The 25,830-nt window shown below is 30.5% G+C and carries 26 protein-coding genes; 19 read left to right on the forward strand and 7 right to left on the reverse strand.

Annotated elements, in window-relative coordinates; all coding sequences use genetic code 11:
* Positions 1-56: 56 nt before the first annotated feature.
* From WNY78_RS02655 to WNY78_RS02745, 19 genes are all read left to right on the forward strand, one after another.
* Positions 57-1,103, forward strand: a complete 1,047-nt coding sequence (locus tag WNY78_RS02655) for a nucleotidyltransferase family protein (protein WP_342871626.1) — start codon at positions 57-59, stop codon at positions 1,101-1,103.
* Position 1,104: 1 nt separating this feature from the next.
* Positions 1,105-1,797 carry an acylneuraminate cytidylyltransferase family protein gene (locus tag WNY78_RS02660; RefSeq protein WP_342871627.1) on the forward strand — a complete coding sequence of 231 codons (693 nt, stop codon included), beginning with the start codon at positions 1,105-1,107 and terminating at the stop codon, positions 1,795-1,797.
* 17 nt (positions 1,798-1,814) lie between these two features.
* Positions 1,815-2,954: a hypothetical protein gene (locus tag WNY78_RS02665; protein ID WP_342871628.1), complete on the forward strand. Its 1,140-nt coding sequence runs from the start codon at positions 1,815-1,817 to the stop codon at positions 2,952-2,954.
* A complete protein-coding gene (locus WNY78_RS02670) occupies positions 2,941-4,014 on the forward strand; it encodes a glycosyltransferase (RefSeq protein ID WP_342871629.1) in 1,074 nt (357 codons plus the stop codon). The genes WNY78_RS02665 and WNY78_RS02670 overlap by 14 nt, the downstream gene beginning before the upstream one ends.
* Positions 4,014-5,513 carry a flippase gene (locus tag WNY78_RS02675; RefSeq protein ID WP_342871630.1) on the forward strand — a complete coding sequence of 500 codons (1,500 nt, stop codon included), beginning with the start codon at positions 4,014-4,016 and terminating at the stop codon, positions 5,511-5,513. Before WNY78_RS02670 ends, WNY78_RS02675 begins: the two co-directional genes overlap by 1 nt.
* Positions 5,514-5,515: 2 nt before the next feature.
* Complete coding sequence (locus WNY78_RS02680; protein ID WP_342871631.1) at positions 5,516-6,049, forward strand: DapH/DapD/GlmU-related protein; 534 nt, start codon at positions 5,516-5,518, stop codon at positions 6,047-6,049.
* Positions 6,033-6,743, forward strand: a complete 711-nt coding sequence (locus tag WNY78_RS02685) for a sulfotransferase family 2 domain-containing protein (RefSeq protein WP_342871632.1) — start codon at positions 6,033-6,035, stop codon at positions 6,741-6,743. The genes WNY78_RS02680 and WNY78_RS02685 overlap by 17 nt, the downstream gene beginning before the upstream one ends.
* Before the next feature lie 36 nt (positions 6,744-6,779).
* On the forward strand, positions 6,780-7,760 hold the full coding sequence (locus tag WNY78_RS02690; RefSeq protein WP_342871633.1) for a sulfotransferase: 981 nt from the start codon (positions 6,780-6,782) through the stop codon (positions 7,758-7,760).
* Between the two features lie 37 nt (positions 7,761-7,797).
* Positions 7,798-8,952, forward strand: coding sequence for a glycosyltransferase (locus WNY78_RS02695; protein WP_342871634.1), 1,155 nt, complete (start codon positions 7,798-7,800; stop codon positions 8,950-8,952).
* Positions 8,945-10,108: an O-antigen ligase family protein gene (locus WNY78_RS02700; protein WP_342871635.1), complete on the forward strand. Its 1,164-nt coding sequence runs from the start codon at positions 8,945-8,947 to the stop codon at positions 10,106-10,108. The genes WNY78_RS02695 and WNY78_RS02700 overlap by 8 nt, the downstream gene beginning before the upstream one ends.
* A 2-nt stretch (positions 10,109-10,110) precedes the next feature.
* Positions 10,111-11,265: a glycosyltransferase gene (locus WNY78_RS02705; RefSeq protein WP_342871636.1), complete on the forward strand. Its 1,155-nt coding sequence runs from the start codon at positions 10,111-10,113 to the stop codon at positions 11,263-11,265.
* Positions 11,266-11,268: 3 nt separating this feature from the next.
* Entirely contained in the window at positions 11,269-12,012 is a 744-nt protein-coding gene (locus WNY78_RS02710) for a polysaccharide deacetylase family protein (protein ID WP_342871637.1), read from the forward strand.
* A 38-nt stretch (positions 12,013-12,050) separates the two neighbouring features.
* Complete coding sequence (locus WNY78_RS02715; protein ID WP_342871638.1) at positions 12,051-13,190, forward strand: glycosyltransferase; 1,140 nt, start codon at positions 12,051-12,053, stop codon at positions 13,188-13,190.
* 7 nt (positions 13,191-13,197) lie between these two features.
* Entirely contained in the window at positions 13,198-13,755 is a 558-nt protein-coding gene (locus WNY78_RS02720; protein WP_342871639.1) for a DapH/DapD/GlmU-related protein, read from the forward strand.
* Positions 13,748-14,563, forward strand: coding sequence for a glycosyltransferase family 2 protein (locus WNY78_RS02725; RefSeq protein ID WP_342871640.1), 816 nt, complete (start codon positions 13,748-13,750; stop codon positions 14,561-14,563). Before WNY78_RS02720 ends, WNY78_RS02725 begins: the two co-directional genes overlap by 8 nt.
* Positions 14,560-15,315 (forward strand): glycosyltransferase family 2 protein, encoded by a 756-nt coding sequence (locus tag WNY78_RS02730; RefSeq protein ID WP_342871641.1) that lies wholly within the window; start codon positions 14,560-14,562, stop codon positions 15,313-15,315. Before WNY78_RS02725 ends, WNY78_RS02730 begins: the two co-directional genes overlap by 4 nt.
* A 191-nt stretch (positions 15,316-15,506) precedes the next feature.
* Positions 15,507-16,634: an MraY family glycosyltransferase gene (locus tag WNY78_RS02735; RefSeq protein WP_342871642.1), complete on the forward strand. Its 1,128-nt coding sequence runs from the start codon at positions 15,507-15,509 to the stop codon at positions 16,632-16,634.
* A 69-nt stretch (positions 16,635-16,703) separates the two neighbouring features.
* Positions 16,704-17,456: a polysaccharide biosynthesis/export family protein gene (locus WNY78_RS02740; RefSeq protein WP_342871643.1), complete on the forward strand. Its 753-nt coding sequence runs from the start codon at positions 16,704-16,706 to the stop codon at positions 17,454-17,456.
* A 3-nt stretch (positions 17,457-17,459) separates the two neighbouring features.
* The gene (locus tag WNY78_RS02745) at positions 17,460-19,802 is read left to right on the forward strand and encodes a polysaccharide biosynthesis tyrosine autokinase (RefSeq protein WP_342871644.1); all 2,343 of its coding nucleotides are present in this window, start codon (positions 17,460-17,462) and stop codon (positions 19,800-19,802) included.
* Between the two features lies 1 nt (position 19,803).
* On the opposite strand, the gene rpe is transcribed toward WNY78_RS02745, so the two are convergent.
* From rpe to WNY78_RS02780, 7 genes are all read right to left on the reverse strand, one after another.
* Positions 19,804-20,466, reverse strand: a complete 663-nt coding sequence (gene rpe, locus WNY78_RS02750; RefSeq protein WP_342871645.1) for a ribulose-phosphate 3-epimerase — start codon at positions 20,464-20,466, stop codon at positions 19,804-19,806.
* 43 nt (positions 20,467-20,509) lie between these two features.
* Positions 20,510-20,917 carry a BLUF domain-containing protein gene (locus tag WNY78_RS02755; protein WP_342871646.1) on the reverse strand — a complete coding sequence of 136 codons (408 nt, stop codon included), beginning with the start codon at positions 20,915-20,917 and terminating at the stop codon, positions 20,510-20,512.
* A 265-nt stretch (positions 20,918-21,182) separates the two neighbouring features.
* Positions 21,183-22,046, reverse strand: a complete 864-nt coding sequence (locus WNY78_RS02760; protein WP_342871647.1) for a sigma-70 family RNA polymerase sigma factor — start codon at positions 22,044-22,046, stop codon at positions 21,183-21,185.
* Between the two features lie 92 nt (positions 22,047-22,138).
* Complete coding sequence (locus tag WNY78_RS02765; protein WP_342871648.1) at positions 22,139-22,513, reverse strand: hypothetical protein; 375 nt, start codon at positions 22,511-22,513, stop codon at positions 22,139-22,141.
* A 57-nt stretch (positions 22,514-22,570) separates the two neighbouring features.
* Positions 22,571-23,908, reverse strand: coding sequence for an outer membrane beta-barrel protein (locus tag WNY78_RS02770; RefSeq protein ID WP_342871649.1), 1,338 nt, complete (start codon positions 23,906-23,908; stop codon positions 22,571-22,573).
* Positions 23,905-24,459 carry a sigma-70 family RNA polymerase sigma factor gene (locus tag WNY78_RS02775; RefSeq protein WP_342871650.1) on the reverse strand — a complete coding sequence of 185 codons (555 nt, stop codon included), beginning with the start codon at positions 24,457-24,459 and terminating at the stop codon, positions 23,905-23,907. Before WNY78_RS02775 ends, WNY78_RS02770 begins: the two co-directional genes overlap by 4 nt.
* Positions 24,460-24,597: 138 nt before the next feature.
* The gene (locus WNY78_RS02780; RefSeq protein WP_342871651.1) at positions 24,598-25,683 is read right to left on the reverse strand and encodes a hypothetical protein; all 1,086 of its coding nucleotides are present in this window, start codon (positions 25,681-25,683) and stop codon (positions 24,598-24,600) included.
* Between the last annotated feature and the right edge of the window lie 147 nt (positions 25,684-25,830).

A 25,830-nucleotide genomic window follows, 5' to 3' on the forward strand; every position in this document is an offset into this window, starting at 1 on the left:
CTATTTTTAAGTTAATAATAGACGCATACATTGAATTAAAATTGTACTAAAGAGATATGAGAAACTATAGAGATCATTTAGTGTCATCAGATACAACAGTTAGAGAAGCGCTAAAACAGTTAAATGTTTTGGCTAGTGACGCTATCCTTTTTGTAGTAGACAATGATCATAAATTAATAGGATCTTTAACAGATGGTGATGTACGTAGAGGTTTGTTGAAAGAAGTAACTATTGATGAGTCTGTTACTAAGGTTATTCAAGCCAATCCTAAGTTTATTAGAAAAGGTAATCGAGATGTACATCAAATCATAGAATTTAGAAATAAACACTTTAATATTTTACCTGTCTTAGATAAAAATGATAAGGTTATTAATGTTGTCAATTTCAAATATATGAGGTCTTATTTACCTATAGATGCCATAATTATGGCTGGTGGTAGAGGGACTAGATTAAAACCATTAACTAATTCAACTCCCAAACCATTATTGAAAGTTGGAGGTAAACCTATTATGGAACACAATGTAGATCGGTTGGCTTCGTATGGGATTGATGATTTTTGGTTTTCGGTAAAGTATTTGGGAGATCAAATTGTAGATTATTTTGGTGATGGTAAATCAAAGAACAGGTCAATCCATTATATTTGGGAGGATGAGCCATTAGGCACTATAGGTTCGGTTTCTAAAATTGACAATTTTGAGCATGATCATATATTAGTTTCTAATTCAGATGTGTTGACAAATCTAGACTACGAAGATTTTTATTTAGATTTTTTAAAAAAAGATGCAGACTTCGCAGTTGCGACCATTCCATATAATGTAAGTATACCTTATGCAGTACTTGAAACATCTAACAACCATGTTCTAGATTTTAAAGAAAAGCCAACATATACCTATTATTCTAATGGAGGTATTTATCTTATGAAACGTGATGTTTTAAAGTATATACCAAAAAATTCACACTTTAATGCCACTGATTTAATGGAGAAGCTCATTTCCGAAAATAAGAAAGTCATTTCTTATCCATTAATGGGATATTGGTTAGATGTTGGTAAACATGAGGATTTCGAAAAGGCACAAAGAGATATAAATACTATAAAATTTTAATTTGAAGTCATTAGTCGTCATACCAGCAAGAGGAGGTTCTAAAAGAGTGCCAGGTAAAAATATTAAGTTATTAAACCAAATACCTTTGATTCATTATTCCATCAAGGCTGCACAATCTGTATTTTCAAACGAATGTATTCATGTGAGTACAGACTCAAATGATATCAAAAATATTGCAGAACAAACTGGTATTGTAATACCTAAACTGAGACCTAATTATTTAGCTATTGATACAGCAACATCAAGAGATGTGATTCTACATGAAATGGATGAGTTTAAAACAGCTAATAATGGTGTAGAAGCTGATGTTGTTATTTTGCTTCAACCTACATCTCCATTTAGAAATGCTACACATATTAAAGAGGCCTTAGCACAATATAATAGTAGTTTAGACATGGTGGTTTCAGTCAAAGAAACAGATGCTAATCCTTATTATTTGTTATTTGAAGATAACGATGATAATTATTTAGAAAATTCTAAGAGGCGAAACTTCTCAAAACGAGAAGATTGCCCTAAAGTTTGGGAGTTAAATGGAGCAATTTATGTTATTAATCCAAAGTCTTTACGAAATAGCCCAATTGGAGATTTCAATAAAGTTGTTAAGTACGTTATGGATAAAGAAGTTTCTATAGATATTGATACACCTTTAGATTGGGAATATGCAGAATTTCTGATAAAGAAAAATATTCTCTAATCAGCATAAGCAAATTAATGTCTACATCACTAACAAAAAATAAAGTTATTTTTTATTATCCGCAGCACTTTAATCGTGATGCCAATAATGAGAATCCTTATTTGAAACCTTTTTTAAAGCATTTTGAAAGCCATAATGTTGCTTATAAACTAGTTGAAGAGCCAGATGCCAAAACTATAAAACCTTCAAATCCTAAAGCAGTCAAGTTTAATCTGTTTATTGTTTTGGTTCTTCGGAAAATATTACCATTGTTTTTATTCAAAGATTTTGAAATCAGAGAACAGTTTATAGGTAAACTATATCGTTGGTTTACGGCTAATAAATATAATGCTGAGGTGGTATTTACTTTAAGTAATTCTTTAGGTGGTTTTTGGAGAGGTTACAACCCGAAAGCAAGAATTATTGATTATCAACATGGGCTCATTAATAAAAAACAAACCGGTTTTTTTAATAATGGTGAAGCGCCATTGCATATTTCAGCAAACAACAAAGAAGTAGCGGTTTGGGGTCGAAACTTTAAGAAGATGTTTGAGCAGGATACTTACTATAATAATAAAGTACATGTCTTAGGCCATTTTCAAGATACACAGAGAACTCCTGTAACAATTAATGGGAGAAATAGTATACTCTTTATGTTACAATTTATTTCAGGTTTAGGAAATGATAAAAATATGGCTATGTTGGATCTACTTAAAGATGTGATACTCCAATTTAAATCGCTTCCAAGTGAAGATCGTCCAAAAATTATTTTGAAAAATCATCCTAGACATAATCATATTTTAGACTTGTCAGAAATATTTAAAGAGTATGAATTTGTACATATACTACCTGATGATAGTGTTATAAATGCTTCGGAAATTTTAATACATATAACCTATTTCTCTACAGGTGCTTTTGAGATGGCACAAGAAGGAGTTCCAACATATTTTTTATACAATAAAAAAATTCCGCAAGGGTATCACATCTTTTTTGAAGATTACAATTATCCCGTGCAACAAAAGATGTCTTTGTTAGAGTTTTATATAAAATATAAGAATGACTCCAGTGCTTGGAAACATAATAGCGATGTTGTTGTTGAATGGGCAAGTTCCTTTTTTGAACCATTCAATACTGAAAAATTAAATCAACTACTTAATTCTAAATATGATGAGCGATAAGAAAATTAGAATTTTCTTAGGTGGATATGTTAACCTTACTAATGCACAAAATTTAAATTGTTTGGCAATAGCCAATCATTTAGATAAAGAGAGGTTCACAGTATATACCTTAACACTTTTTTCTGGTAATATAGACTATAAGCCAATTAAAGGTGTAGAAACTTTTAAATGCTTCAATCCACATAGAATTTCTAAATATTTAGGTTATTTATGGGGGATTTTTAAATGTGATGTGGCCTACTTTCCAAAACGTGAAATATATTCTTGGAATTCATTTTGGATTAAATTACTAAATAAAAAAAGTTTTGCTACAATAGAGGGTATTCTAGATGATATAGGTATTAAAAATGCTATTGAAGCTTCAGGAAGTTATGATAAAGTGTTAAAATCGTACAGGCAATATCACAAATTATATTCGATCACAAATTACTTAAACACATACAATAGAGAAGCACATTCTATTGTAAGCGAAACGAAAACACTCTATTTAGGTACAAACATCGAAGCTTTTCTTTATGAAGAAAACCATGTTAGGCACTTAAAAAATATATTAATGATTGGTAACGAATTAATAAGAAAAGGTGTTTATGATTACTTGGAGATTGCAAAACAAATGCCATCTCTCAATTTTTTTATAGCTGGTTCAGGAAACGGAAAAATTGATGTCCAACAAATAATAGATGACGAAAATTATTCAAATGTAACTTACTTAGGTACGATAAACCGTGATGAACTATCCAATAAATTAAAAAATATAGATTTGCATATATTGCCATCAAGATCAGAAGGTTTTCCTAAAGTAACTTTAGAGACAGCTGCTTCAGGTGTCCCTTCATTATTGTATTCAGATTATGGTGCTAATGAATGGATCACTAATAATCATGACGGTTTTGTTGTTGACACATTAGAGCAGATGATTGAAACAATCACACATCTTCAAGAAAATCCAGAGTTGTTACAACTTAATTCTAAAAACGCAATAGCTTTGGCAAAACGTTTTGATTGGAGTATTCTGATTAAAGATTGGGAGGAAGAAATTCTTAAATTATATAATAGTTAATGTCTATAGCAAAAAAAATAACAGGACAAGCAGGTATTTATTTTGCAGGCACACTCTTTTCTGTAGCCATTGGTTTTTTCTTTAAAATTTATATTTCTAAAGAACTAGGTGCAGATATGTTAGGTGTTTATGCACTTGGGATGACTGTGGTTTCAGTGCTATCAGTGTTTTTAAGTTTAGGTTTGGGGAATGGTTTAGTTCGGTTTGTCTCTAAATACTTGGCTCAAGAAAATTATACACAGTTACACACTTATTTGCGTAAAACATTAGGTATTACGCTTGTAATGTCTGTGATTAGTGCATCATTGTTTTTTCTATTTCCAGAGTTTATTGCTAATACGCTTTTAAAATCTCCTGAACTTACGCCTTACTTATCTTATTTTGGAATCTTACTCATCATCAATGCGATCATAACACTTTGTGATCAAACCATTAGAGGTTTACAAGAAGTTAGAAAAAGTACACTTATTGGACATTTTGTACGTTTGCCTTTAAAGATTGCTGTTGCAGTAGGTTTTATAACCATGGGTTATCAGTTAGAAGGTTATATCTGGGCAGAAATTATAGGAGCTATAGTTGCCTTAGCTCTGTTTTTTTGGTTGATTAAAAAGCTGCTTCCAAAACAAATGCCCAAATTATCTTTAAGATCAACTTCAAAAATTAATAAAGAAGAGCGCACTTTTGGTAATAATATGCTCTTAATAAATACTATAGGCTTATTACGAAGTGAAGGTGATAAAATATTACTAGCTATTTATTTAACTACTACAGATTTAGGTGTGTATTCAATAGCCTTAACATTAACTGCTTTTGTGCCTACGATTTTATTATCGGTTAATGCGATTTTCACACCCATTATCTCACAATTACATACTGAAAATAGAATGATGGAACTTAAAAAGTACTATCAAGCCAGTTGTAAATACATATTTGTATTAACTGTTCCACTTATTGTTTTTTTAATAGTGTATAATCAACCAGTACTTAATGTGTTTGGAGAAGAGTTTAAGTTAGGAGGTCAAGTATTGATTTTATTGTTAATTGCACAAGTTATTAATATTAGTACAGGTTCTGTAGGGATGATGCTGAACATGACGGGTTTAGAACGTGTTAGTCGTAATAGTACGATATTTATAGCAATCCTAAGTATGATTGGATATTTACTCTTAATTCCAAAATATGGCTTGATAGGTATTGGGATTGTAAAATTGTTAGCATTGTCTCTCCAAGGAATTTATGCAGTATTTATGTTATACTCTAAGCAACAAATACAACCTTTTAATACATCGTATTTAAAAATTTCGATTATATTTTTTATAAGTGCTCTTGTTTACTATTATTTAGGTTTTGGATTACTTGATGATTTAGGACAACCTTTATGGTTATTTGTTGCGTTATGCATCACTTATCTTATTTTTGTGAGTATATTTTTGGTGTTTAGCTCTAGAGAAGATAAGCAATTTATAAAATCATTGATTAATAAATCAGCAAAAAAATAATTATGAAAACCTTTTTCAGTATCCTAGTTATTGGAATAGCAAATTTTTTACCTAGAGTTAATTTCTTTAACCATAGACGATATGTGCTTCTAAGATTAGCAGGTATAAATATTAAAGGGAAGTCTATGATTTTGCCACCTATTATTGTTGCTCCTTCAGGTAGAAGTAATAACATTTTTATTGGTAAAAACACTTTTATTAATATGACATGTAGGTTTGCATGTCCTGGTGCAAAAATTATAATTGGTGATGATGTGGCCATCGGTCCAAATGTGTCGTTTGAAACGGTAAACCATGGTTTGTTACATGACAAAGTTAAAGGTAGAGGTACAATAAATAAGCCTATAACAGTTGAAAATAAAGCTTGGATTGGAGCAGGAGTAATTATTTTACAAGGTGTTACTATTGGAGAAGGTGCTGTAATTTGTGCAGGAGCTGTAGTAACTAAAGATATAGATGCATATTGCGTTTATGGTGGTGTTCCTGCAAAAAAAATTAAGGAAATAGAATTAGAAACGAATGAAAAGGATATTTAGAGCAATTGTTCCGGTACAGTTAAGAGAAAAAGTAAAGGAATTTCAAGAATATCAAGGGTATCAAAAGTTAAGACGTCAAGAAGGTCATACTTATCAATGTTTTGATGCTACTAAAAGTATTTTTGTACACATCCCAAAAGCAGGAGGTATTTCTATTATTAAAAGTTTATATGGAGAACAAGCTGGTGGTTTTGGTCATCCAACATATATGCGTTTTTTAAAATTATTTGGTAAAAAACAATTTGATGCCTATTACAAATTTACGTTTGTGAGAAACCCTTGGGATCGATTACATTCTGCTTATGGTTTTTTGAAAAAAGGAGGTATGAATCATCAAGACAAACGATTTTCTGAAGAAGTGATGTCTCAAGTTGATACATTTGAAGATTTTGTAATGACATGGTTAACTCCTGAGCGTGTGAATGCTTGGGTTCATTTTATTCCGCAGTACAAATATATTACTAATGCTAAGGGAGAAATAATTGTAGATTTTGTAGGTAGGTTTGAGAATTTTGAAACTGATTTTAACGTCATTAGTAAACATATTGGTGTGAATCAGACACTAATTCATTTAAATAAAACGAAAGACAAAAAGATATTTAATTTTCGTGAGGTGTATACTACTGAAATGATAGAAAAAGTTGAAGTTTTGTATGAAAAGGACATAGATTTATTTAATTATAAATTCTTGTAAAACAAGAATAAGTTTAAAATTTATAAAAATACTAGTATGAATACATCACCACTTTTAATTGTAGGAACTAGTAGGTCGGGTTCAACATTGTTATCTAGGATATTAAATAATCATCCAAGCTTAGCTATCATGCCAGAAACATGGATTTTTTCATATGTTGAACTTTTAAATTTTAAGGATTACCCCAAAAATTTCGAATACAAATATTTAGGGAAACAATTATATAATAGTTTAAAAGATTATGATGACAATGCTAAAACTGTAGTAAATAATTATTTCAATACAAATAAGGATTTGAGTGGGAAAGAGTTATCTCAAGTTCTAATGGAAATAGGTGATTCATACGCTAAAAGTAATAACAAAGAGTTTTGGGGAGAAAAAACACCTGCTCATGCATTGAGACTCAAACGAATTTATGATTTATTTCCAGAAGCAACAATTGTTTGGATTATTAGAGATCCTAGAGATGTTTTGATGTCCTACATTAAACGTTGGAATAAAAATGATTTTACAGACGAGAAGTATATTTTAGATGTTACAGTATTGTTGAAATTTTATTACTATAAGTTGATTGAGCAAAATCCTTATGAGAATACAATTAAAATAAGATATGAGCAATTAGTTAATGATCCTTCAAAAGAACTAACCACATTTTTTAATAAACTTGGGTTAGATTTTGATAAAGCCTATTTAAATACTAAAAATTTCATAATAAATAATAGTGAATCCAAAACAGCACATGAAAACCTAAATAAAAAAATTAATTCAAGCTCTGTAGGTTCGTATAAAGATAAAATACCTTCTAAGATATTGCAAAAAGTTGAATATTTGTTGGAAACTGAGATGGAGTATTTAAATTATAAACCAGACTCAAAGCTTAATGAGTTAATTGATTTGGAATCATTAAAACCGTATTTAGTGAATTTTGAAAATATTAAAGCTGATAAGGTTTTTAAAAAAAATAGAATGAAGTCAGTTTTAAGGATGTATTACAATACTTTAAACCCTTTCAAGTAGATTTTAATTAATAAGAACTTATTTTAATATAGAAACTTTGAAACTTTTATATGTAGTCATAACACCATTTTTTCCATCTAAAGAAAACTTTAGAGGACCTTACGTGTTGGATCAAGTCAAGGCTATTGAGGCTGTTGGTGATTACAACGTTACAGTTTTAAAACCAAAGTCTTTATTTTCTAATGTACAAGATTACGAGTTTGAAGGTGTAAAAGTGCATTATTTTAAAAGAGTGGTTTTACCTTCAAATATTTTACCAGGTCTTTTTAAAGGTTTGAGTAAGTATTTCTTTTTTAAAAAATTTAAAAGCATAGGTTTAGATTTAAATAGTGTTGCTGTAGCTCATGCTCATGTGACTGAAAATGGTTTTTATGCAAACGCTTTAAAATCCAAGAATTCAAAAATTATAACCGTATTACAACATCATGGTTTTGATGTCTTAAGTTTAGAAAATGGTGTTTTAAGTCAACAATCATGGCACAAAAATTGGGTAAAGAACTATGGTGTTTCAATTTGTAATCAAATAGATTTACATGTAGGTGTTAGTGAAAAAACGCTGAGTTGTGTGTCTGCTTTTTCAGACATAAAAATCAAGTCGCATTATGTTTTGTATAATGGTGTGGATGTAAATAAATTTTATCCCATTAAAGGTTTAAAAGATGATACAGTTTTTAAAATAGGTTGTATTGCTAATTTTTGGCCTTTAAAAGATCAAATGACATTAATAAAAGCGACACAACAACTCATAACACAAGGTGTAGAGAATTTGCAAGTTGCATTTATTGGTAGTGGAGCACTCTTGGACGATTGCAAGGCTTATGTAGTTTCAAATCAATTAGAATCGTATGTCACATTTCAGCAAGAAGTAACACATCAAGAATTAAATACATTTTATAATACCTTAGATTTGTATGTGATGCCATCCTATTATGAAGCATTTGGTTGTGTCTATACCGAAGCTTACGCTTGTGGTGTGCCATTTGTTGCTGTAAAGGATCAAGGTATTGCAGAACTTATACCAGAAGTTGACAAAGATAAATGGCTTATTAAGCCCAAAAGTGTTAGTGATCTAGTAACCTGTATTGATGCCTATTATAAAAATAGAACATCTCAACAACTTGTTAAATCAATTGAAATAAACGCACTTATAAGTGATTATTTACGTTTTTTAAAGCCATTAAATAGTGTATAAAAAAATAGGTCTAATTTTAGGAATTATAGCAGTAAATAATATTATTACTGTAACACCAGGACTTCCTATGCCAGTGTATTATGCATTGTTCGGACTTGTTTTTGTAATTACTATAGTTAGAGAACAACCAAGGTTTGATGGGATATTAAGCTTTTTTATACTTGCTATAATTTTTAGTCTTATAGGTAATACCATACCATCCTATTTTAAAGCAGAAGAACGCTTTATATCCTTTCTATTAATCTTTTGCTTATTAAGTCCGTGGTTTTTTAGTAACGCACTTTCAGAGGTGAGAACTTATGTTTTTAAATATACCAATCTACTGTTAATTATTGTTGTAATACTTTCTTTTATAGGAAATGTCTCAGGAGGATTTCCTGGAATTGGACGATCAGATATGTATCAAGGTTTAACGTCTCATTCTATGCTTTTAGGACCAATAGCAGGTGTTGTGATGTTGATGGCTCTATGGAAAGGGAGTCAGCAAAATATTAAACGTAAAGTGTTTTTAATTTGTGTTGCTATTGTAATTATATGTTTGTACACATTACTGTTAACAGGCTCTAGAAGCTCACTAATTGGAGGAGTAGTTTCTTCATTTGTATTATTAGTACTTGTGTTTAGAAGAAACTTAAGCAAACTAATTAAAATTGGTATTTTTCTTGTATTGCTTCTTGTGTCAACAGCTCCATTTTGGGGTGCTTATACTGCTAATATTGATAAAAAGAATGAGTATGCACAAGAGGAAGGTGATAACTTTGCTTCTCGTAGTGAATTATGGGGTTATCGTTATGAAGAATTTGAGCAATCTCCAGTAATTGGGATTGGATTTGCTTCTTCTAATAAAGGGTCAATAAATTTTGAAAATGGCCAAATAGAACCAGGCACAAGTTGGGGTGTTTTATTTGCACAACTAGGAATTTTGGGAGCAATTCCAATAATATTTCTTTTTCTAGTTTATTTTAAAAAATTGTATAATCAAAATGATGCATCTAATAAAAGTAAATTACTTTTTGCAATGCTGTTTTTTTTTACAATACATTTGATTGTAGAAGGATATATATTGGCTTCTGGTAATTTTATGTTTTTTTATATTTGGCTACTACTAGGTGTTGTGAAAAATAGAATTGAAGAAAAAGAGGTAATCATTTATTAATTATGAGGATAGTTTATTGGGAGAACATTATTAGCCAACATAAATTGCCATACTTTGAATATTTGGCAAAATCAAAAGAGGTTGGTGAGTTTGTTTTGGTGGTTGAAGAAGAATTAAGTCAACAACTTAAGGAACAAGGTTGGCATTCAAAAGTGCCTAAATTATCCAATTTTTCCCTCGTTGTTAATCCCAGTAATAAAACAATAAATGAGATTTTACTTGAAAACCAAAGTAATAGCTTTCATGTTTTTTCTGGTATACGATCAATACCAATGGTTTTCTCAGCATTTCAAGAAAGTTTAAATCTTAATGTCAATAGAATTTTATTAACCGAATCTGTAAATACGTTAGGTTTACGAGCAATTTCTAGGAGGTTGGCTTCATTTTTTATAGAACGAAAGTTTCTAAAAAATTATGACCTTGTTTTGGGATCTGGAGCAAGTACTCAAAAGTGGTATGTAGAATGTGGTTTAGAAATTAAGAATTTTTATCCGTTTTTATATGCGGTTCAAGATACTGAAACTAAAATTATCAAGAATTTAGATAATGAACTTTTGAAATTAGTATTTGTGGGTCGTGTCGAAAAAGCAAAAGGCTTAGATGTGCTTTTAGAAGCTCTAAAATCTTCGGATAAGGGAAAATTTAAATTAGATATTTATGGAGATCTTGTGGAAGATGTGTTTTTTAAAAAACTGGTAAACGATTTAAATTTAAATAATAATGTTGAATTTAAAGGTGTTAAATCCAATCTAGAATTAAGAAATTTATTACAGCAGTATCACATGTTAGTTTTGCCTAGTCGATGGGATGGCTGGGGAGCAGTAATTAATGAAGCAATAGCTTCTGGGTTAAAAGTGATTTGTAGTGATAGATGTGGTGCATCAATTTTGATTATTAACGATAAGATTGGACATGTGTTTAACGTCAATAAATCGCAATCACTCACAAATATAATAGAGCAAACTATAACAGATAAAAATACTATAGATAGAGACTATATTTTAGAGTATAGTAATTATCTAAAAGGTGATAAAGTAGCACAATATTTAATTGACATTATCAATTTTCATTATAAAAATAAAGGTAGCAGACCATTACCGCCTTGGGAGAAATTTCAGTTAGAGAAGAATATTAATACTCAAAATTCAGTTAATTAAGACATGCTACACAAAATTAAAGAGCTTGCTTTTGTTTTAAGCGGAAAGTTAAATGCTAACAAGCAAAGCAAAATTGTGTTTTACCATGATGTGCATTCGCCTAAAAAACGGTATACAGATATGTCTACTTCAATGGACGTGTTTAAGCAACATATCCAAATCTTAAAAGCCGAAGGGTATTCACCTGTTGCAAAAATTGAGAATAAGACTAAGGAAATTCAGATTAATTTTGATGATGGTTTTAAAGGTATTTATGACAACAAAGATTATTTTATAGAACACAACTTAAGACCAACCATTTTTTTGGCCATTAGCTTAATTGGTCAAGAAGGTTATATGAGTACTTCGGAAATTTTAGAACTCCAAGATTTGGGCTTTATTTTTGAATCACATGCTTATGCACACGAAAATTTAACGTCTTTCAATGATGAAGATTTAAACTATGAACTAATAGCGTCTAAAACATATTTAGAAGACTTTCTGAAAAAAGAGGTTAATGAAATATGTTTCCCGATTGGTTATTTTTCAGATCGTGTACTACAATTTTGTGATAATGCAGGATATAAAATACTTTACAGTTCAATACCAGGAAATTATTATAATAAACGTAATGATGGTCTTGTGTATAGAAATTTAGTGCAGTTTTCGTCACCTTCAGAATTTAAAGCTATCATAAATGGAGCTATGAGTCCGTTTTTTGGGTGGTACAAAAGAAAACAATATGTTAATCCTGATGAAAATAGGTAGATGATTGTGAAACGTTACATTTTAAAATTAGAGAATTAATGAAGGTGCTCCAAGTCATATCAGGAATGGGATTAAAATCTGGAGGTCCAACAACCTGTACCTATAATTTACTAAAAGGATTGCAAGACAATAATGTTGAAGCAGATTTACTAACCTTTGATGCAGAGGCTGATGATGAGATTATAAGTAGAGAATCCTTCATGAAGATTCTAACACCTCCTAAAAGCCCAAGATATGGCTATTCTAAGGAGCTAAAAGAGTGGTTAGAAACACATAGCGATTATGATTTATATCACACAAACGCACTTTGGCAATATGCGTCACATGCAGCAGCAGTAAGCGCACAAAAACAAGGTAAGCCTTATGTAATATCAGCTCATGGTATGTTATATCCTGAAGGCCTAAAAAAATCTAAATGGTTTAAAAAATTGGCATTAGGCTTATTTCAGAAAAAAGATTTAGTAAAAGCCACAGTATTTCATGCTACTAGTGCTAAAGAAATGATGTATTTAAGAGAATTTGGGCTAACACAACCTGTAGCTGTGATTCCTAACGCGATAGATGTTAATGCGTTTAGTAAAATAGAATCTAAACAAACCCATCGTAAAATTGGCTTTTTAGGTCGATTAGCTCCAATAAAAAATTTAGAATTATTGATTGAAGCTTGGGCGAAATCAAAAGAAACAACACAAAATGCAGAATTAGTAATCATTGGAGATGGTGATGAGGTGTATGTTGAACAACTCAAAAACTTAATTAAAGTTCACAACATAGATAATATTACATTTACGGGATTTTTATCTGGTAAAGCTCAAGAAAAGGTTATGCAGCAATTAAGTTATTTAGTATTACCTAGTAAAAGTGAAAATTTTGGAATGGTAGTACCAGAAGCTTTAGCAAGAGAAATTCCTGTAATTGCATCCAAAGGGACACCTTGGGAAGAATTAAATACTGAACATTGTGGATGGTGGATAGATAGTGAGTTATCAATTTTAAGTCATACAATTGCTGAGGCTTTAAGTTTAGATGAAACCAAACGTTTAGAAATGGGCAAAAACGGAAGGGCTTTAGTAGAAAATAAATACTCTAAGAAAGCAGTGAGTGAAATGATGACAATTTTTTATGAATGGATTCTTTCTAAAACTAAAGAATTACCGTCCTTTGTGCATTTAAAATAAGTAAGTAATGAGTGAATTAAAAGTAGACCTTTCTAAATATGAGAATTGGTTAGGCCGAAAAAATAAAATAGGTAGAGCTGCATGGATTTTGGTTAATCTCATTCTATTCAAACCTTTTTTTCTTAGTATCTTTAATCCTTGGCGATTATTTTTACTAAGATGTTTTGGAGCTAAACTACATCCAAAAGCTCATGTCTATTCTTCTGTGAAAATTTGGGCACCATGGAATTTAATTATGAAAGAATATGCTTGCTTAGCTCCTGATGTTGATTGTTATAATGTAGCTGTCATTAGCATTGGAGCACATACCACTATCTCTCAGAAAGCTTATTTGTGTAGTGCATCTCATAATATAACACTAAAAAGCAACCCTTTAATATTTGAGCCCATAATCATTGAGGATCAGGCTTGGGTTGGTGCAGATGCTTATATTGGGATGGGAGTAACCATTGGTCAAGGTGCTGTTGTTGGTGCAAGAGCTTGCGTTTTTAAAGATGTAAAGCCTTGGACTATCGTTGGAGGTAATCCAGCTAAATTCTTAAAAGACAGGGTTTTTAATGATTAGTGCAGTTATCTTAACATACAACGAAGAAAATATTCTAGCAAAATGCTTAGAAGCACTCAGTTTTGTGGATGCTATAATCGTATTTGATTCTTATAGTTCAGATCAAACCTTAGAAATCGCTAAATCATTTAATGCAACTATAATACAACGTAAATTTGATAATTATGCAAGTCAGCGTAATGCTGCGTTAGCAACTGTTTCAGAATTTTGTGATTGGATTTTAATGGTGGATGCAGATGAAATTGTGACTTCAGATTTACAAGCTGAAATTTTAAATGCGGTTGCAATTGGTAATGAAAATACCATGTATCGCGTGAGACGTAAAGATATGTTTCAGGATAAATGGATAAAGCAGAGTAGTGGTTATCCAACTTGGTTTCCTCGTTTGTTTAAAAATGGATGTGTCACAGTTGCTAGAGAGATTAATGAAGAATACATCACAACAGGTTCTGAAGGTTTATTACAAGAACATCTTATACATTACCCTTTCAACAAAGGTTTGACCTGGTGGTTTGATAAGCATAATCGCTACTCTGAAATGGAAGCTCAAAAAATGATAGGAGAAATAACAGAGCCTTTGCATATTAAAAATTTATTTTCTAAAGACCCTATCTTAAAACGAAAGGCTCAAAAGCGATTAAGTTATAGATTGCCTTTTAGGCCAACACTAGTATTTATTGCATTTTATATTCTTAGAGGTGGATTTCTGAATGGAAGAGCAGGTTATACATTTTGTAAGCTTAGAAAGACTTACGAATGGATGATTGATACTAAATTTAAGGAATTAAAACGATTACAAAATAAATGAAAGTATCTTTAATTACTGCGACCTACAATAGCGAAAAGACATTGGAGTTTTGTATGAATTCTGTGTTAAGCCAGACTTATACAGATATTGAATACATTGTTGTAGATGGAAATTCAAGCGATAACACTGTTGATCTCATAAAATCAAAAGCTAAAGACTCTCCAAACATTACATGGACATCAGAGCCAGATAAAGGGATTTATGATGCCTTAAATAAAGGAATCGAGAAAGCTACAGGTGATATTGTTGGTTTTGTACATTCAGATGATTTTCTAGCAGATGATGAGTGTATCTCACAAATTGTACAAGCTTTTAAAAATCATAAAGTAGATGGTGTCTACGGAAACTTACATTACGTGTCTTTTGAGAATCCAGATGTTGTGATCAGAAACTGGACGAGTCAACCATTTCAGCCTAAGCTTTTAAAACGTGGATGGATGCCAGCACATCCTACTTTGTTTTTAAATCGAAAAGTTTATGAAACTCTTGGGAATTTTAATTTAGCATATAAAATTGCAGCAGATTATGATTTTATACTAAGAATTTTTACTAGTTCTAAATACTCATTTCACTACTTGCCTAAGACAGTAGTAAAAATGCGAGTTGGAGGTGCTAGTAATAAAAGTCTTAAAAATCTGATCAGGAAAACAAAAGAAGATTTGAAAGCAGCGAGAACGAATCACTTATCATTTCCTTTGAGTGTAATCGTCATGAAGAATTTGTCTAAAATCCCACAGTGGTTTAAAAAATAAGTTCTCAACTTATTGATAGATTTATGATTTGTGAGATTAATCTTATTTCAATTCTATAGTATTTATGTTCGTATTTAGTCCCTAGCTTATTGGTTTTTGGCGTTTTTTTACTAATAACAAATCCGTATAATGTATATTTGCACGCTCTCATTTATGTTTATAAGTCAATATAAGAGAGCTATTTTTTAATTATGATACAAGAATTACTCAAGAATTTTAATCCAATAGACTATTTGGAGCTCTGGCTTCTTTTAGCTTTTTCAATTGCTTTTATAGTGTCTCTTACTAGTTTTCCTGCCATTTTTAATGTGGCAATTGCAAAGGAATTAATGGACGAGCCAGATCATAGGAGTGTCCATGATAGAAAAACAGCAACCCTTGGTGGTGTTGGGATTTTTATAAGTCTTGCTGTTGTTATTACATCTATAGGAGCATTATTAGATACGAAAATTTTATTGTTAGTATTAGGGAGTATGACGATACTATTCTTTTTAGGTTTGAAAGATGATTTATTAATACTGTCACCTCGAAAAAAGTTTATTGGACAACTACTGGCTGCTTCTTTACTTATTCTTTTTACAGATACTCGAATATTGGGTTTGTCTGGAGTTTTTGGAATTACAATTCTACCATATTGGTTCTCAGTATTATTTACTCTTTTTGTTTACGTTTTAATTATCAATGCTTATAATCTTATTGATGGAGTAGATGGACTTGCAGGTTGTTTGGCTGTTGCAGGTTTTGCTTCGTTTGCTTTTTTGTTTATTAAAACTGGTGATATTACAATGTCAACATTAACTGTTGGAGGTATTGGTGCTATAATTCCGTTTTTACGTTTGAATTTTTCTAAGCGTAAAAAAATATTTATGGGAGATACGGGTTCTATGATCGTTGGGTTTTTAATTGCATTTTGTTCTGTGCGTTTCATTAATACTACAGAGCTTAACCCTAAATCAGTATTTTTTGAATCTGCACCAGTATTAGCATTGGCTATCGCATTTTTTCCGCTTTTAGATACCTTAAGAGTCTTTATTATACGACCAGTGCTGATGAAGAAAAGTCCATTTACTGCAGATCAAAATCATATTCATCATAGATTTTTAAAATTAGGGTTTTCTCATGCTCAAACTACAATTTACATTGTTATACTAAACTTATTATTAATTGCTTTTGTATATCATATTGGTCATTTAGATACCATATTACAGTTTCTTTTAATGGTTTTGGTTGGAACGTTTTTATATTCTTCACTCTTTATTTATAATTGGTTAATTATGAAAAAATGGATTCCAGAATCTTTGAATAATAAGCTAGATTAACTTATTATTTGCTAACTTTTGTCTTTCCTATATTTGAGCTTATATTTGTACCTTATTAAAACCATGTTAATGAAGTCTATTCTACGTTTGTGTTTAATTTTATTATTTTTTAGCTCTTGTGCATCTAAAAAGGAAGTTTTGTATTTACAAGATTTGGAAGATTTCAATAATACTTCAATAAATTTTTCTAGCCCAAAAATTCAACCTAATGATATATTGAAGATTTCTGTTGGTGCTTTAATAGAAGAAACAGCATTACCTTACAATAAGTCATCATCAGTTGGAGCTACAATAGATCTTATGAAATTAAATGGCTATTTAGTGACTGAGGAAAACACTATTAATTTTCCTGAACTTGGACTTATTTCAACAAAAAATAAAACAGTTTTTGAATTAGAACAACATATTAAATCTGTATTGGAAGAAGGAGGTCATTTAAAAAATCCAACAGTAAATGTTCGTTTGTTAAATGCTAAAGTAACAGTTTTAGGAGAAGTAAGTGCGCCAGGAGTTTATGACTTTACAGAGACTAGTGTTACGTTTTTACAAGCTCTAGGATATGCAGGAGATTTAACGATAAATGGTAAAAGAGAAGATATTAAGATTATCCGAGAAGTAGATGGAAATAGAATTATATCAACTGTTGATTTAACTTCAGGAGAGTTTTTAAATAGTGAGTTTTATCAAATTAAACCTAATGATGTCATTGTGGTTAACCCTAATAATCCTAAAGTGAAAAGTGCAGGATTTGTTGGTAATACAGCTACAGTTATTTCTGTAGTGTCTATTCTTTTAACAACTGTCGTTCTTATTACAAGATAAATTATGAGTCAAGAATCAAATATCCTCATCCCTAAAAAGAATGACCAAGGTGAAACTATAAAATACGAAATTAGAAAATATTTTCGGTATTGGTATTGGTTTGCATTAGGGGTTTTACTTGCTTTATTAGGTGCCTATTTATATTTGAGATATACTCCTAAAATATACTCTTCGGCTGCTAAAATTAAGATTCTTAATAAAACCAAAGGCTTAGAGTTACCATCTTCTGCTTTTATATTTAATAGATCAAATATAAATTTGGATAATGAGATTGAAATTATAAAGTCTTACCGTATAATTGAAGAAGTCGTAAAATCTTTAAACCTTACAGCAGAGTATTATGAAGAAGGAAATGTGCTCACAACACAATTGGATCAATTTCCTTTTAAATTTGTAAAAACAATACCAAACGATAGCATAACAAATTTTATGAGCTATCGAATACTTATTGAGAAGAATGGTTTTAAAATTTTTAAAGGGCAATCTGACAGTGCTGTTTCCATTCCACAATTTAATTCATATGGTATTAATCACAATTTGCCTTTTGAATTACAATTAGAAAACAAATCTAATGTTTCATCGTTGATAGGAAAGACTTTTATACTTAGGTTAATGCCAGTATCAAGTGCTACCAGAAAATTAAAGTCGCAAATTAATGTAGGTAAGTTAGGAAAAGATAGTGATTTATTGACATTGAGTTATTCTAGCCAAAGCAGGGCATTAGCTAGTAAAATAGTTAACAATGTTGTTGCGATTTTTAATGAAGATGGTGTTAAAGATAGACAACAGGTGTCTGAACGAACTATTGATTTTATTGATGAACGATTTAAGTTTTTAGCATTAGAATTAGACTCAATAGAAGTAGGAATTAAAGATTTTAAGAAGTCTAATAATTTTATTAATATAGAATCTGATGCAGCTTCAGGAATTGGTGAAAAAATAATTTCAGAGAATCAAGTGTTTGAGATTGAGAACCAATTAACGTTATCCTCAATGCTTGATGAGACGATTAACGAAACTAATTCAGAATCAGATTTGCTTCCTCAAAATATTGGTTTGAATAATTCAAACGTCAACGGCCTTATAGATCAATACAATAACCTTGTTGTTGAACGCGATAAATTTGTAATAAGTGCAGGTGAAAATAATCCTACTGTTCAAATTTTAAATGATAAGATTTCCAATATTAAGCAAAATATAAACTTGTCAATGGATGCTTATCAATCCCAATTGAAAGCAACTAAGTCACAATTAGTAAGGAAAAACCAAAAGTATGCGTATCAAGTTTCAAGTTTACCTCAAAAAGAAAAGTTATTAAGATCACGTGAACGTCAACAAGCAATTAAACAAACTCTATACCTGTTTTTATTACAAAAGAGAGAGGAATCTGCAATTAATTTAGCAATTACAGAGCCTTCTATTAAGGTTGTTGAAGATGCTTTATCAAGTGGTGTACCAATTTCTCCTAGTTCTAAAAATATATATCTATTTGCTATAGTTGCCGGATTATTCTTGCCATTTGGTGCTATCTACACTAGAAATCTTCTTGATACTAAAATTAAAGGTAAGGATGATGTCACATCAAGAGTTGGTAATATTCCGATTCTAGCTGAACTACCTAAAATTAAAAAAGATAAAAACCTAGTATTTGATAATCCTACAGATCGATCTGTGCAATCTGAAGCTTTCAGAATATTAAGTGCAAATGTTAACTATATTATTCCAACAGGTGAAGACCATGTTGGTAAAGTCATTTACTGTACGTCTACAATTAAAGGAGAAGGAAAGACTTATGTTGGGATCAATTTATCATTAGCGTTATCTAGTATTAATAAAAAAGTACTTCTTGTAGGAGCAGATTTAAGAAACCCTCAGATACATACTTATATTTCTGAAGATAAAAATCGTAAAGGCTTATCTAATTATTTACACGATGAATCAATTGATTGGAAAAACTTAGTTATTAAAGGTTTTGAAAAGCATGTGAATCATGAGATTTTGTTATCTGGTGATATACCTCCAAATCCAACTCAATTATTGACCAACGGTAGATTTGAAAAACTACTCGAAGAAGCTAAACATCTTTATGATTATATCATCATTGATACAGCTCCAACTATTTTGGTAACAGATACACTATTAATTTCGAAACATGCTGATGCCACAATTTACCTTTTAAGAGCAGAGCATACTGAGAAAAATTTATTGGATTTTTCTAAGAATTTATCAGATTCTGGTAAGATTAAGAATATGGCTTATGTGATTAATGGAGTAGGAGCAAGCAGGTCTTACGGTTATTCGTATAACTATGGCTATGGTTATGGTTATGGAAGTTCTGAAGAATAGATTAACTATTAGCTAATACTTTTAAACGCTTTATAGTTTCTGTTTGGTTATCACTTTTAAACACATGACTACCAGCTACAAATACATCTGCACCAGCATCTACTAATTGTTTGATGTTTTTGTCTGTTACACCACCATCTATTTCTATTTTAGTGTCTAAGCCTTGTTCATTAATCATCGCACGAAGCTTTTTAACACGTTTATAAGTGATGTCTTCAAATTTTTGTCCACCAAAACCAGGATTGATAGACATTAATAAAACCATATAACACTCAGGTAATATGTCTTCAAGAACAGAAACAGGTGTTGTTAAGTTAAGTACAATACCAGCTTTACAACCTGCATCTTTAATTTGTCTTAATGTTCTATGAAGGTGTACAGTAGATTCATGGTGTACTGTAATGATATTTGCTCCAACTTTTGCAAATTCTTCAATATAACGCTCAGGTTTTTCGATCATTAAATGTACATCAAATGGTTTTGTTGCATATTTTTTCATAGCTGCAATAACTGGGAATCCATAAGAGATATTTGGTACAAAATGACCATCCATAACATCTATATGAAACCAATCTGCTTCACTATTATTAACCATTTCTACATCACGTTGGAGGTTGCCAAAATCGGCAGCTAACATTGAGGGTGCAATTAATTTTGAAGACATTTTTTTTAATTTTTGTGTTGTATCTACAAAGCTAATGTTTTTATTATTGAGTAGTCAATAGGTCTTCAATAATTTCCAAAAAGAGAGCACTGTTTTCAACATTATTTTGTTTCAAACTATCTATATATGTTTGTAAACCATATAGTGCATCAACATGGTCTATTACTACATAACCTGTGTCAAATCCCTCAAAACTTAACTGAGAGATTGGTGTATTTAATATTTCTATAATATTGGTGTGTCTAAAGTCATTTTTTATTTTTAGATACAGCGCATCCAAGATTATTGACTCACCTTCTATTATCTGAAAAAAGGTATTCTCTTGTTTGACTAAAACACCTTTAATGTTATGACTATCATTCTTAGTTTGTGTTTCAAAGAATAACGTTTCGAAATCCATAATATCCAGAGTAGACTTTACCTTACTCTTATAACAAATAGTTTTTAGCATGTGTCAAATGTAACACTATTATTCAAAAAGTCATGAACTGTTACGAAATGCAAAAACGCATTATTAAATAGTTAGAAAAGTTATAAAATGAGTGAACCCAGAGTAATCAGCTCTGGGTTCTTTCATCAATCAAAAAACGAACAGTTATGTTTTGTAACTGTTGTTGTCGTAATTTAGTCGTAATTTCAATCATAAAATTACATACCAAATATATGGATTTAAATTAAATTCTACTATTAAAGCTCGGTAACTGAGCTTATAGAAATTAACCTAAATAAGTTTTTAATATTTTACTTCGAGATGTGTGTTTTAATCTGCGAATTGCTTTTTCTTTAATCTGTCTTACACGCTCACGAGTTAATTCAAACGTTTCTCCTATTTCTTCTAAAGTCATTGGATGTTGATTACCAAGACCGAAATATAATCTAATAACGTCAGCTTCACGAGGTGTTAGCGTTTCTAATGCACGTTCAATTTCCGTACGTAAAGATTCATGTAATAATTCTCTATCTGGATTAGGAGACTCACCACTGCGTAATACATCATAAAGGTTTGAATCTTCACCTTGTACTAAAGGCGCATCCATTGAGACGTGACGTCCAGAATTTTTTAATGACTCTTTAACATCGTTAATGGTCATATCTAATTCTTTAGCAATCTCTTCTGGACTTGGAGGACGTTCATGACTTTGCTCTAAAAAAGCAAAGGTTTTATTAATTTTATTAATAGCTCCAATTTTGTTTAATGGTAAACGAACTATACGTGATTGCTCAGCTAAAGCTTGAAGAATCGATTGACGAATCCACCATACAGCATAAGAAATAAATTTAAATCCACGAGTTTCATCAAAACGTTGCGCAGCTTTAATTAAACCTAAATTACCTTCATTAATTAAATCTGGTAGTGTTAAGCCTTGATTTTGATACTGTTTAGCAACAGAAACTACAAAACGTAAATTTGCTTTAGTTAATTTCTCTAATGCTAATTGATCTCCTGCCTTAATACGTTGAGCTAATTCAACTTCTTCATCTGCAGTTATTAAATCAACTTTTCCAATTTCTTGTAAATATTTATCTAAAGACGCGGTTTCTCTATTGGTAACCTGCTTTGTAATCTTAAGTTGTCTCATTTAATTATGTGCTTTTAAATTTGGGTAAAAGTAATGTACTACATAGTTATACGTACTAAGTACGTAAAATGTTACAAAAAAAGTAAAATAAATTAAATTTTGATTAATTTTTTGTTGTTGAGATTGATGTCATCAAGCATTTCTTCAGTAAACTTATAATGACCTCTTGTGGTTATTAATCTGAAATGTGAAGACTTTAAAGCTGATAACGTATTAAGAAATAGCCATTTAGATTTAAGAAGTTTTGGCTCTTCGCTTTTTAAGCTAATATCAAAATAGTGTTTCGCACCTTCTTTTGTCGCTACAATATCTGGTGTTATTGAAATATCACTCCCTTTTTTTGAGTATGACTTTGGTGATTCATAGCCTTCGCTATCTGCTTTGATGTTTTCAAAACCGTGTTGTTCTAAATACGTTACTGAATCTTCTAAAATGTCTTTGTACTTCTCTTTGTCTGCATGTATCATAACGGATAATATACTGAAAATCTGTGATATATGCAAGTGAATGCGTCTTATTTTAAGTTAAAATCTATAATCAATCCCAGTACCTATTGAGAAAATGTAAGGTGTATAATTAATATTTGAAGTTATTGGTTTGATTTGATAGTTGAAATTAGACTCTAAATTGATATAAAACCTGTCAAATAATTTGTGCTCCAAACCTAATCCTAAATTTAAAGAAAAATGATCACCATATTCTAGATTAACTGGATTGTCAGAACTGCTGCTTTCAAACATAAAATAGCTAATACCTCCTGTTAGATATGGATTGAAATTTTTATCTCTAAAAAAATATTTGACTTCCAACGGAATTTCTAAAAAGCTCACAGAATTGGGGACATCATCAACAGTTTGCATTAAGTCTAGTTTTTTTACACCAAACCTTAAGAACGTATTTTTGGTCATTCTAACACCTAACAAAATCCCATAATTTGTGGATGTATTATCTGTTGTCTTTGTTTTAAAAGCACCATAGTTGGATTGAATTAATTGCGGATTAATACTCCATCTCACCTTTCTTTCTGGTAAGCTATCTTTTACTTTTTCGTCTTTTTCTAGAGCCTCTTCTATTTTTTCTTTGTCTTCGGAAATTGCTAAAACCTCATTGTCAATATTCAATAAAGAATCTTTTGCTCTTTCTATACTGCTTTCTGCTAAAGCATTTTTGTCTCTTGTTGGAGTAGTTGATTGTGATGATTTTAAAGCTGTTTGATTATTAGAAATTGAACCGTTTAAACTATTAGAAGCTTTAGTTTCTGTAATAGACACCATAGAAGGTTGTGAGATTGTATCAATTTTGTTCTTGTTTACTACTACATTATCTAGTTGTTGCTTTTCTGAAGTAACACGATTTTGAAGTGCGTTTTTAGAATTCGAATTATATTGTTTTGACACATTATCTTGTGTTTTAGAATTTATAGTTGCAGATACATTAGTGGTTGATGATTGATTTTTAGTACTTGAATTTGTATGAGTTTGTTGATTAGAATTATTATGTTCTAAATTTGAATTAGACGTTGAATTTGTGTCACTTATAATGTTTGCATCTTCATTATTTTCGACTTTAAAATTCGCATTAGCTGAAGTTTTAATTTCAGTCTCTTGCTCTACTAATTCTAGAGGTTGCTCCTGAGTATTTAGATTATGATGTTGACTTTCATTTAAAGAGTTGAAAGGGTTAAATATAAATAAGGATACTATCAGGATTCCTAAACCAAAAGTAAAATACCAAAATAACAAGCGTCTTCTTTTCTTTTTAAGTTTCTTTTCTATGTCATCCCAAACGAAATCATCAGGACTATTATGTAAGTCTTCTAGTTTCTTTTTAAAAGCAGATCCTATGTCTTGATTAGTTTTCATTTGTTAATTGTTGTTTTTGATATTAAAGGGTTGACATTTAATATTTTTTGTTTTAATATATGCTTTGCTCGATGTAGGTTTGATTTTGATGTGTTTTCACTAATATTTAGCATTTGAGCAATTTCTTTATGACTATATTGATCTAATTCATAGAGATTAAATACCATACGATATTGTGTTGGTAATTCTTGTATGTATTTTAAAATATCATCTAACGGAATCACTTCTATAATCTCACTATCAATAGACGTATCTTCTAAAATAGCATCATTAATTTCTATATTGATAGGTTGTGTTTTTTTATACTTATCTATGGCTTTGTAAATTGTAATCCGTTTCATCCAACCTTCAAAAGAGCCAGTACCTTTATAGGCTTTAATATTATCAAAGATGTCAAGAAAAGAATCTTGAAGATTGTCTTGCGCCTCTTCTTTGTTTTTGCAATATTTTAAACATAAGATATACAGGTCATCCTTATACCGTTTGTATAATTGACTTTGTGCCTTTAGTTTATTGCGTTTGCAGGCTTTTATAATTTCTTCTAAATCCAAATAGATTCTTTTGTTCTAAATTATTTGATGTAGTTAAGTTGACAATGTATAAAATAGTCTTCTACCAACATTTATAATTTAATTTCTTTTCATATTAATATTGTTCATTTATTGGTTTGGTTGTTATTTCTATGATGATTAGTCACAGTTAGTCGAAGATAAAGTAATCATTACAAAATATGATATTGGATCTTCTTCATTAGTTTCTTCATCTTCGTTTACTTCAAGTATTTCATTAATTCTCACGTAGATGATTTGATGTGCTTCGGAATTTAAATACACGTCATCAGCGATAATTGCGTTTATTTCTTGTTGAGCATCTTCTTCGGTTTCGTAAAAAGATATTGGTAACTCCTCATCTAATTCTAAAGTATCAAAAATACATTCGGTATAGTCATTTAGTATAAATTCTGAAATGCCTTCGTTTTCATTAAGTTCACATGCTTCAAAAATAAAATTTCCGCAGTCAGTGAAATTGGTATCACATCTCCTATTTAGAATGAGTTCTCTATCTTCAAAAGATAATGATAATGTGTTTTCGTCTACAAATGTCACTTTCCAGTCAAAATTGAAAAACGTGCCAATTTCGGTATCGTCAATTAAATTGATATTAATATGTAATTCGTTTTCAATAATTAAAGGTGACCATGAACCAAATAAAAGGTCTTCTCCAATATTTAATGTCGTAAAACCATCATTTTCATAAAAATAACCACCTAAATAAGGGTTTTCATAATTATAGCTATAACCAATTTTCAATGTACAGCTTTGAATAAATGCATTGCACTCTACTATTTCTTCTTCGTTAAGACAATTGTCAATAGCGACTTTTAATTCATCTGTAGTGTTGATGATAAGTTCTTCACCAGACTCTAAAGTACTTGTAATAGGAAAACTTATACTTATAGAATAGTCTGTGCCTAAATCATCAAGTATCGAACTAAATTGCTCATCATCAATAATGTAATTGGTCGATACATACACATCTGTATCATCAAAAACAAAAAGCGTTAATGGATAGGTAAAATCAATACACGCAATGCTTTGGTCTGGTCGTGCTTCATCATTTGTGATGTCTTCTATATAATCATACAGGTCAGAATCTGATCGTATAACTTCTACAGTATTAATATCTATATCTGCAGAAAGGTTATCATCTAGATCATACGAACAAGAAGTTACTAAAATCAGTAGCGCAAAAAGGGAAAAATGAAAGGTTCTCATATCGTCTTGTTTCCCTATAGTCTTTGATACTCGAAAAAGGTTGCGTTCAAATGAATAAAAATTTTAATATATAAAAAAAAGCCTATCGAATTTATAAGATTCAATAGGCTTCAATTGTTTTCTTCGGAAATGTGAATACTTTAGAGA

This window comes from Psychroserpens sp. AS72 (assembly GCF_038900375.1).
Classification (GTDB): domain Bacteria; phylum Bacteroidota; class Bacteroidia; order Flavobacteriales; family Flavobacteriaceae; genus Psychroserpens.

Coding starts and splice junctions, on each gene's coding strand:
- WNY78_RS02655 (WP_342871626.1), top strand. CDS start 57: ATGAGAAACTATAGAGATCATTTAGTGTCATCAGATACAACAGTTAGA.
- WNY78_RS02665 (WP_342871628.1), top strand. CDS start 1,815: ATGTCTACATCACTAACAAAAAATAAAGTTATTTTTTATTATCCGCAG.
- WNY78_RS02670 (WP_342871629.1), top strand. CDS start 2,941: ATGATGAGCGATAAGAAAATTAGAATTTTCTTAGGTGGATATGTTAAC.
- WNY78_RS02675 (WP_342871630.1), top strand. CDS start 4,014: ATGTCTATAGCAAAAAAAATAACAGGACAAGCAGGTATTTATTTTGCA.
- WNY78_RS02680 (WP_342871631.1), top strand. CDS start 5,516: ATGAAAACCTTTTTCAGTATCCTAGTTATTGGAATAGCAAATTTTTTA.
- WNY78_RS02685 (WP_342871632.1), top strand. CDS start 6,033: ATGAAAAGGATATTTAGAGCAATTGTTCCGGTACAGTTAAGAGAAAAA.
- WNY78_RS02690 (WP_342871633.1), top strand. CDS start 6,780: ATGAATACATCACCACTTTTAATTGTAGGAACTAGTAGGTCGGGTTCA.
- WNY78_RS02705 (WP_342871636.1), top strand. CDS start 10,111: ATGAGGATAGTTTATTGGGAGAACATTATTAGCCAACATAAATTGCCA.
- WNY78_RS02710 (WP_342871637.1), top strand. CDS start 11,269: ATGCTACACAAAATTAAAGAGCTTGCTTTTGTTTTAAGCGGAAAGTTA.
- WNY78_RS02715 (WP_342871638.1), top strand. CDS start 12,051: ATGAAGGTGCTCCAAGTCATATCAGGAATGGGATTAAAATCTGGAGGT.
- WNY78_RS02720 (WP_342871639.1), top strand. CDS start 13,198: ATGAGTGAATTAAAAGTAGACCTTTCTAAATATGAGAATTGGTTAGGC.
- WNY78_RS02725 (WP_342871640.1), top strand. CDS start 13,748: ATGATTAGTGCAGTTATCTTAACATACAACGAAGAAAATATTCTAGCA.
- WNY78_RS02730 (WP_342871641.1), top strand. CDS start 14,560: ATGAAAGTATCTTTAATTACTGCGACCTACAATAGCGAAAAGACATTG.
- WNY78_RS02735 (WP_342871642.1), top strand. CDS start 15,507: ATGATACAAGAATTACTCAAGAATTTTAATCCAATAGACTATTTGGAG.
- WNY78_RS02740 (WP_342871643.1), top strand. CDS start 16,704: ATGAAGTCTATTCTACGTTTGTGTTTAATTTTATTATTTTTTAGCTCT.
- WNY78_RS02745 (WP_342871644.1), top strand. CDS start 17,460: ATGAGTCAAGAATCAAATATCCTCATCCCTAAAAAGAATGACCAAGGT.
- rpe (WP_342871645.1), bottom strand. CDS start 20,466: ATGTCTTCAAAATTAATTGCACCCTCAATGTTAGCTGCCGATTTTGGC.
- WNY78_RS02755 (WP_342871646.1), bottom strand. CDS start 20,917: ATGCTAAAAACTATTTGTTATAAGAGTAAGGTAAAGTCTACTCTGGAT.
- WNY78_RS02760 (WP_342871647.1), bottom strand. CDS start 22,046: ATGAGACAACTTAAGATTACAAAGCAGGTTACCAATAGAGAAACCGCG.
- WNY78_RS02765 (WP_342871648.1), bottom strand. CDS start 22,513: ATGATACATGCAGACAAAGAGAAGTACAAAGACATTTTAGAAGATTCA.
- WNY78_RS02770 (WP_342871649.1), bottom strand. CDS start 23,908: ATGAAAACTAATCAAGACATAGGATCTGCTTTTAAAAAGAAACTAGAA.
- WNY78_RS02780 (WP_342871651.1), bottom strand. CDS start 25,683: ATGAGAACCTTTCATTTTTCCCTTTTTGCGCTACTGATTTTAGTAACT.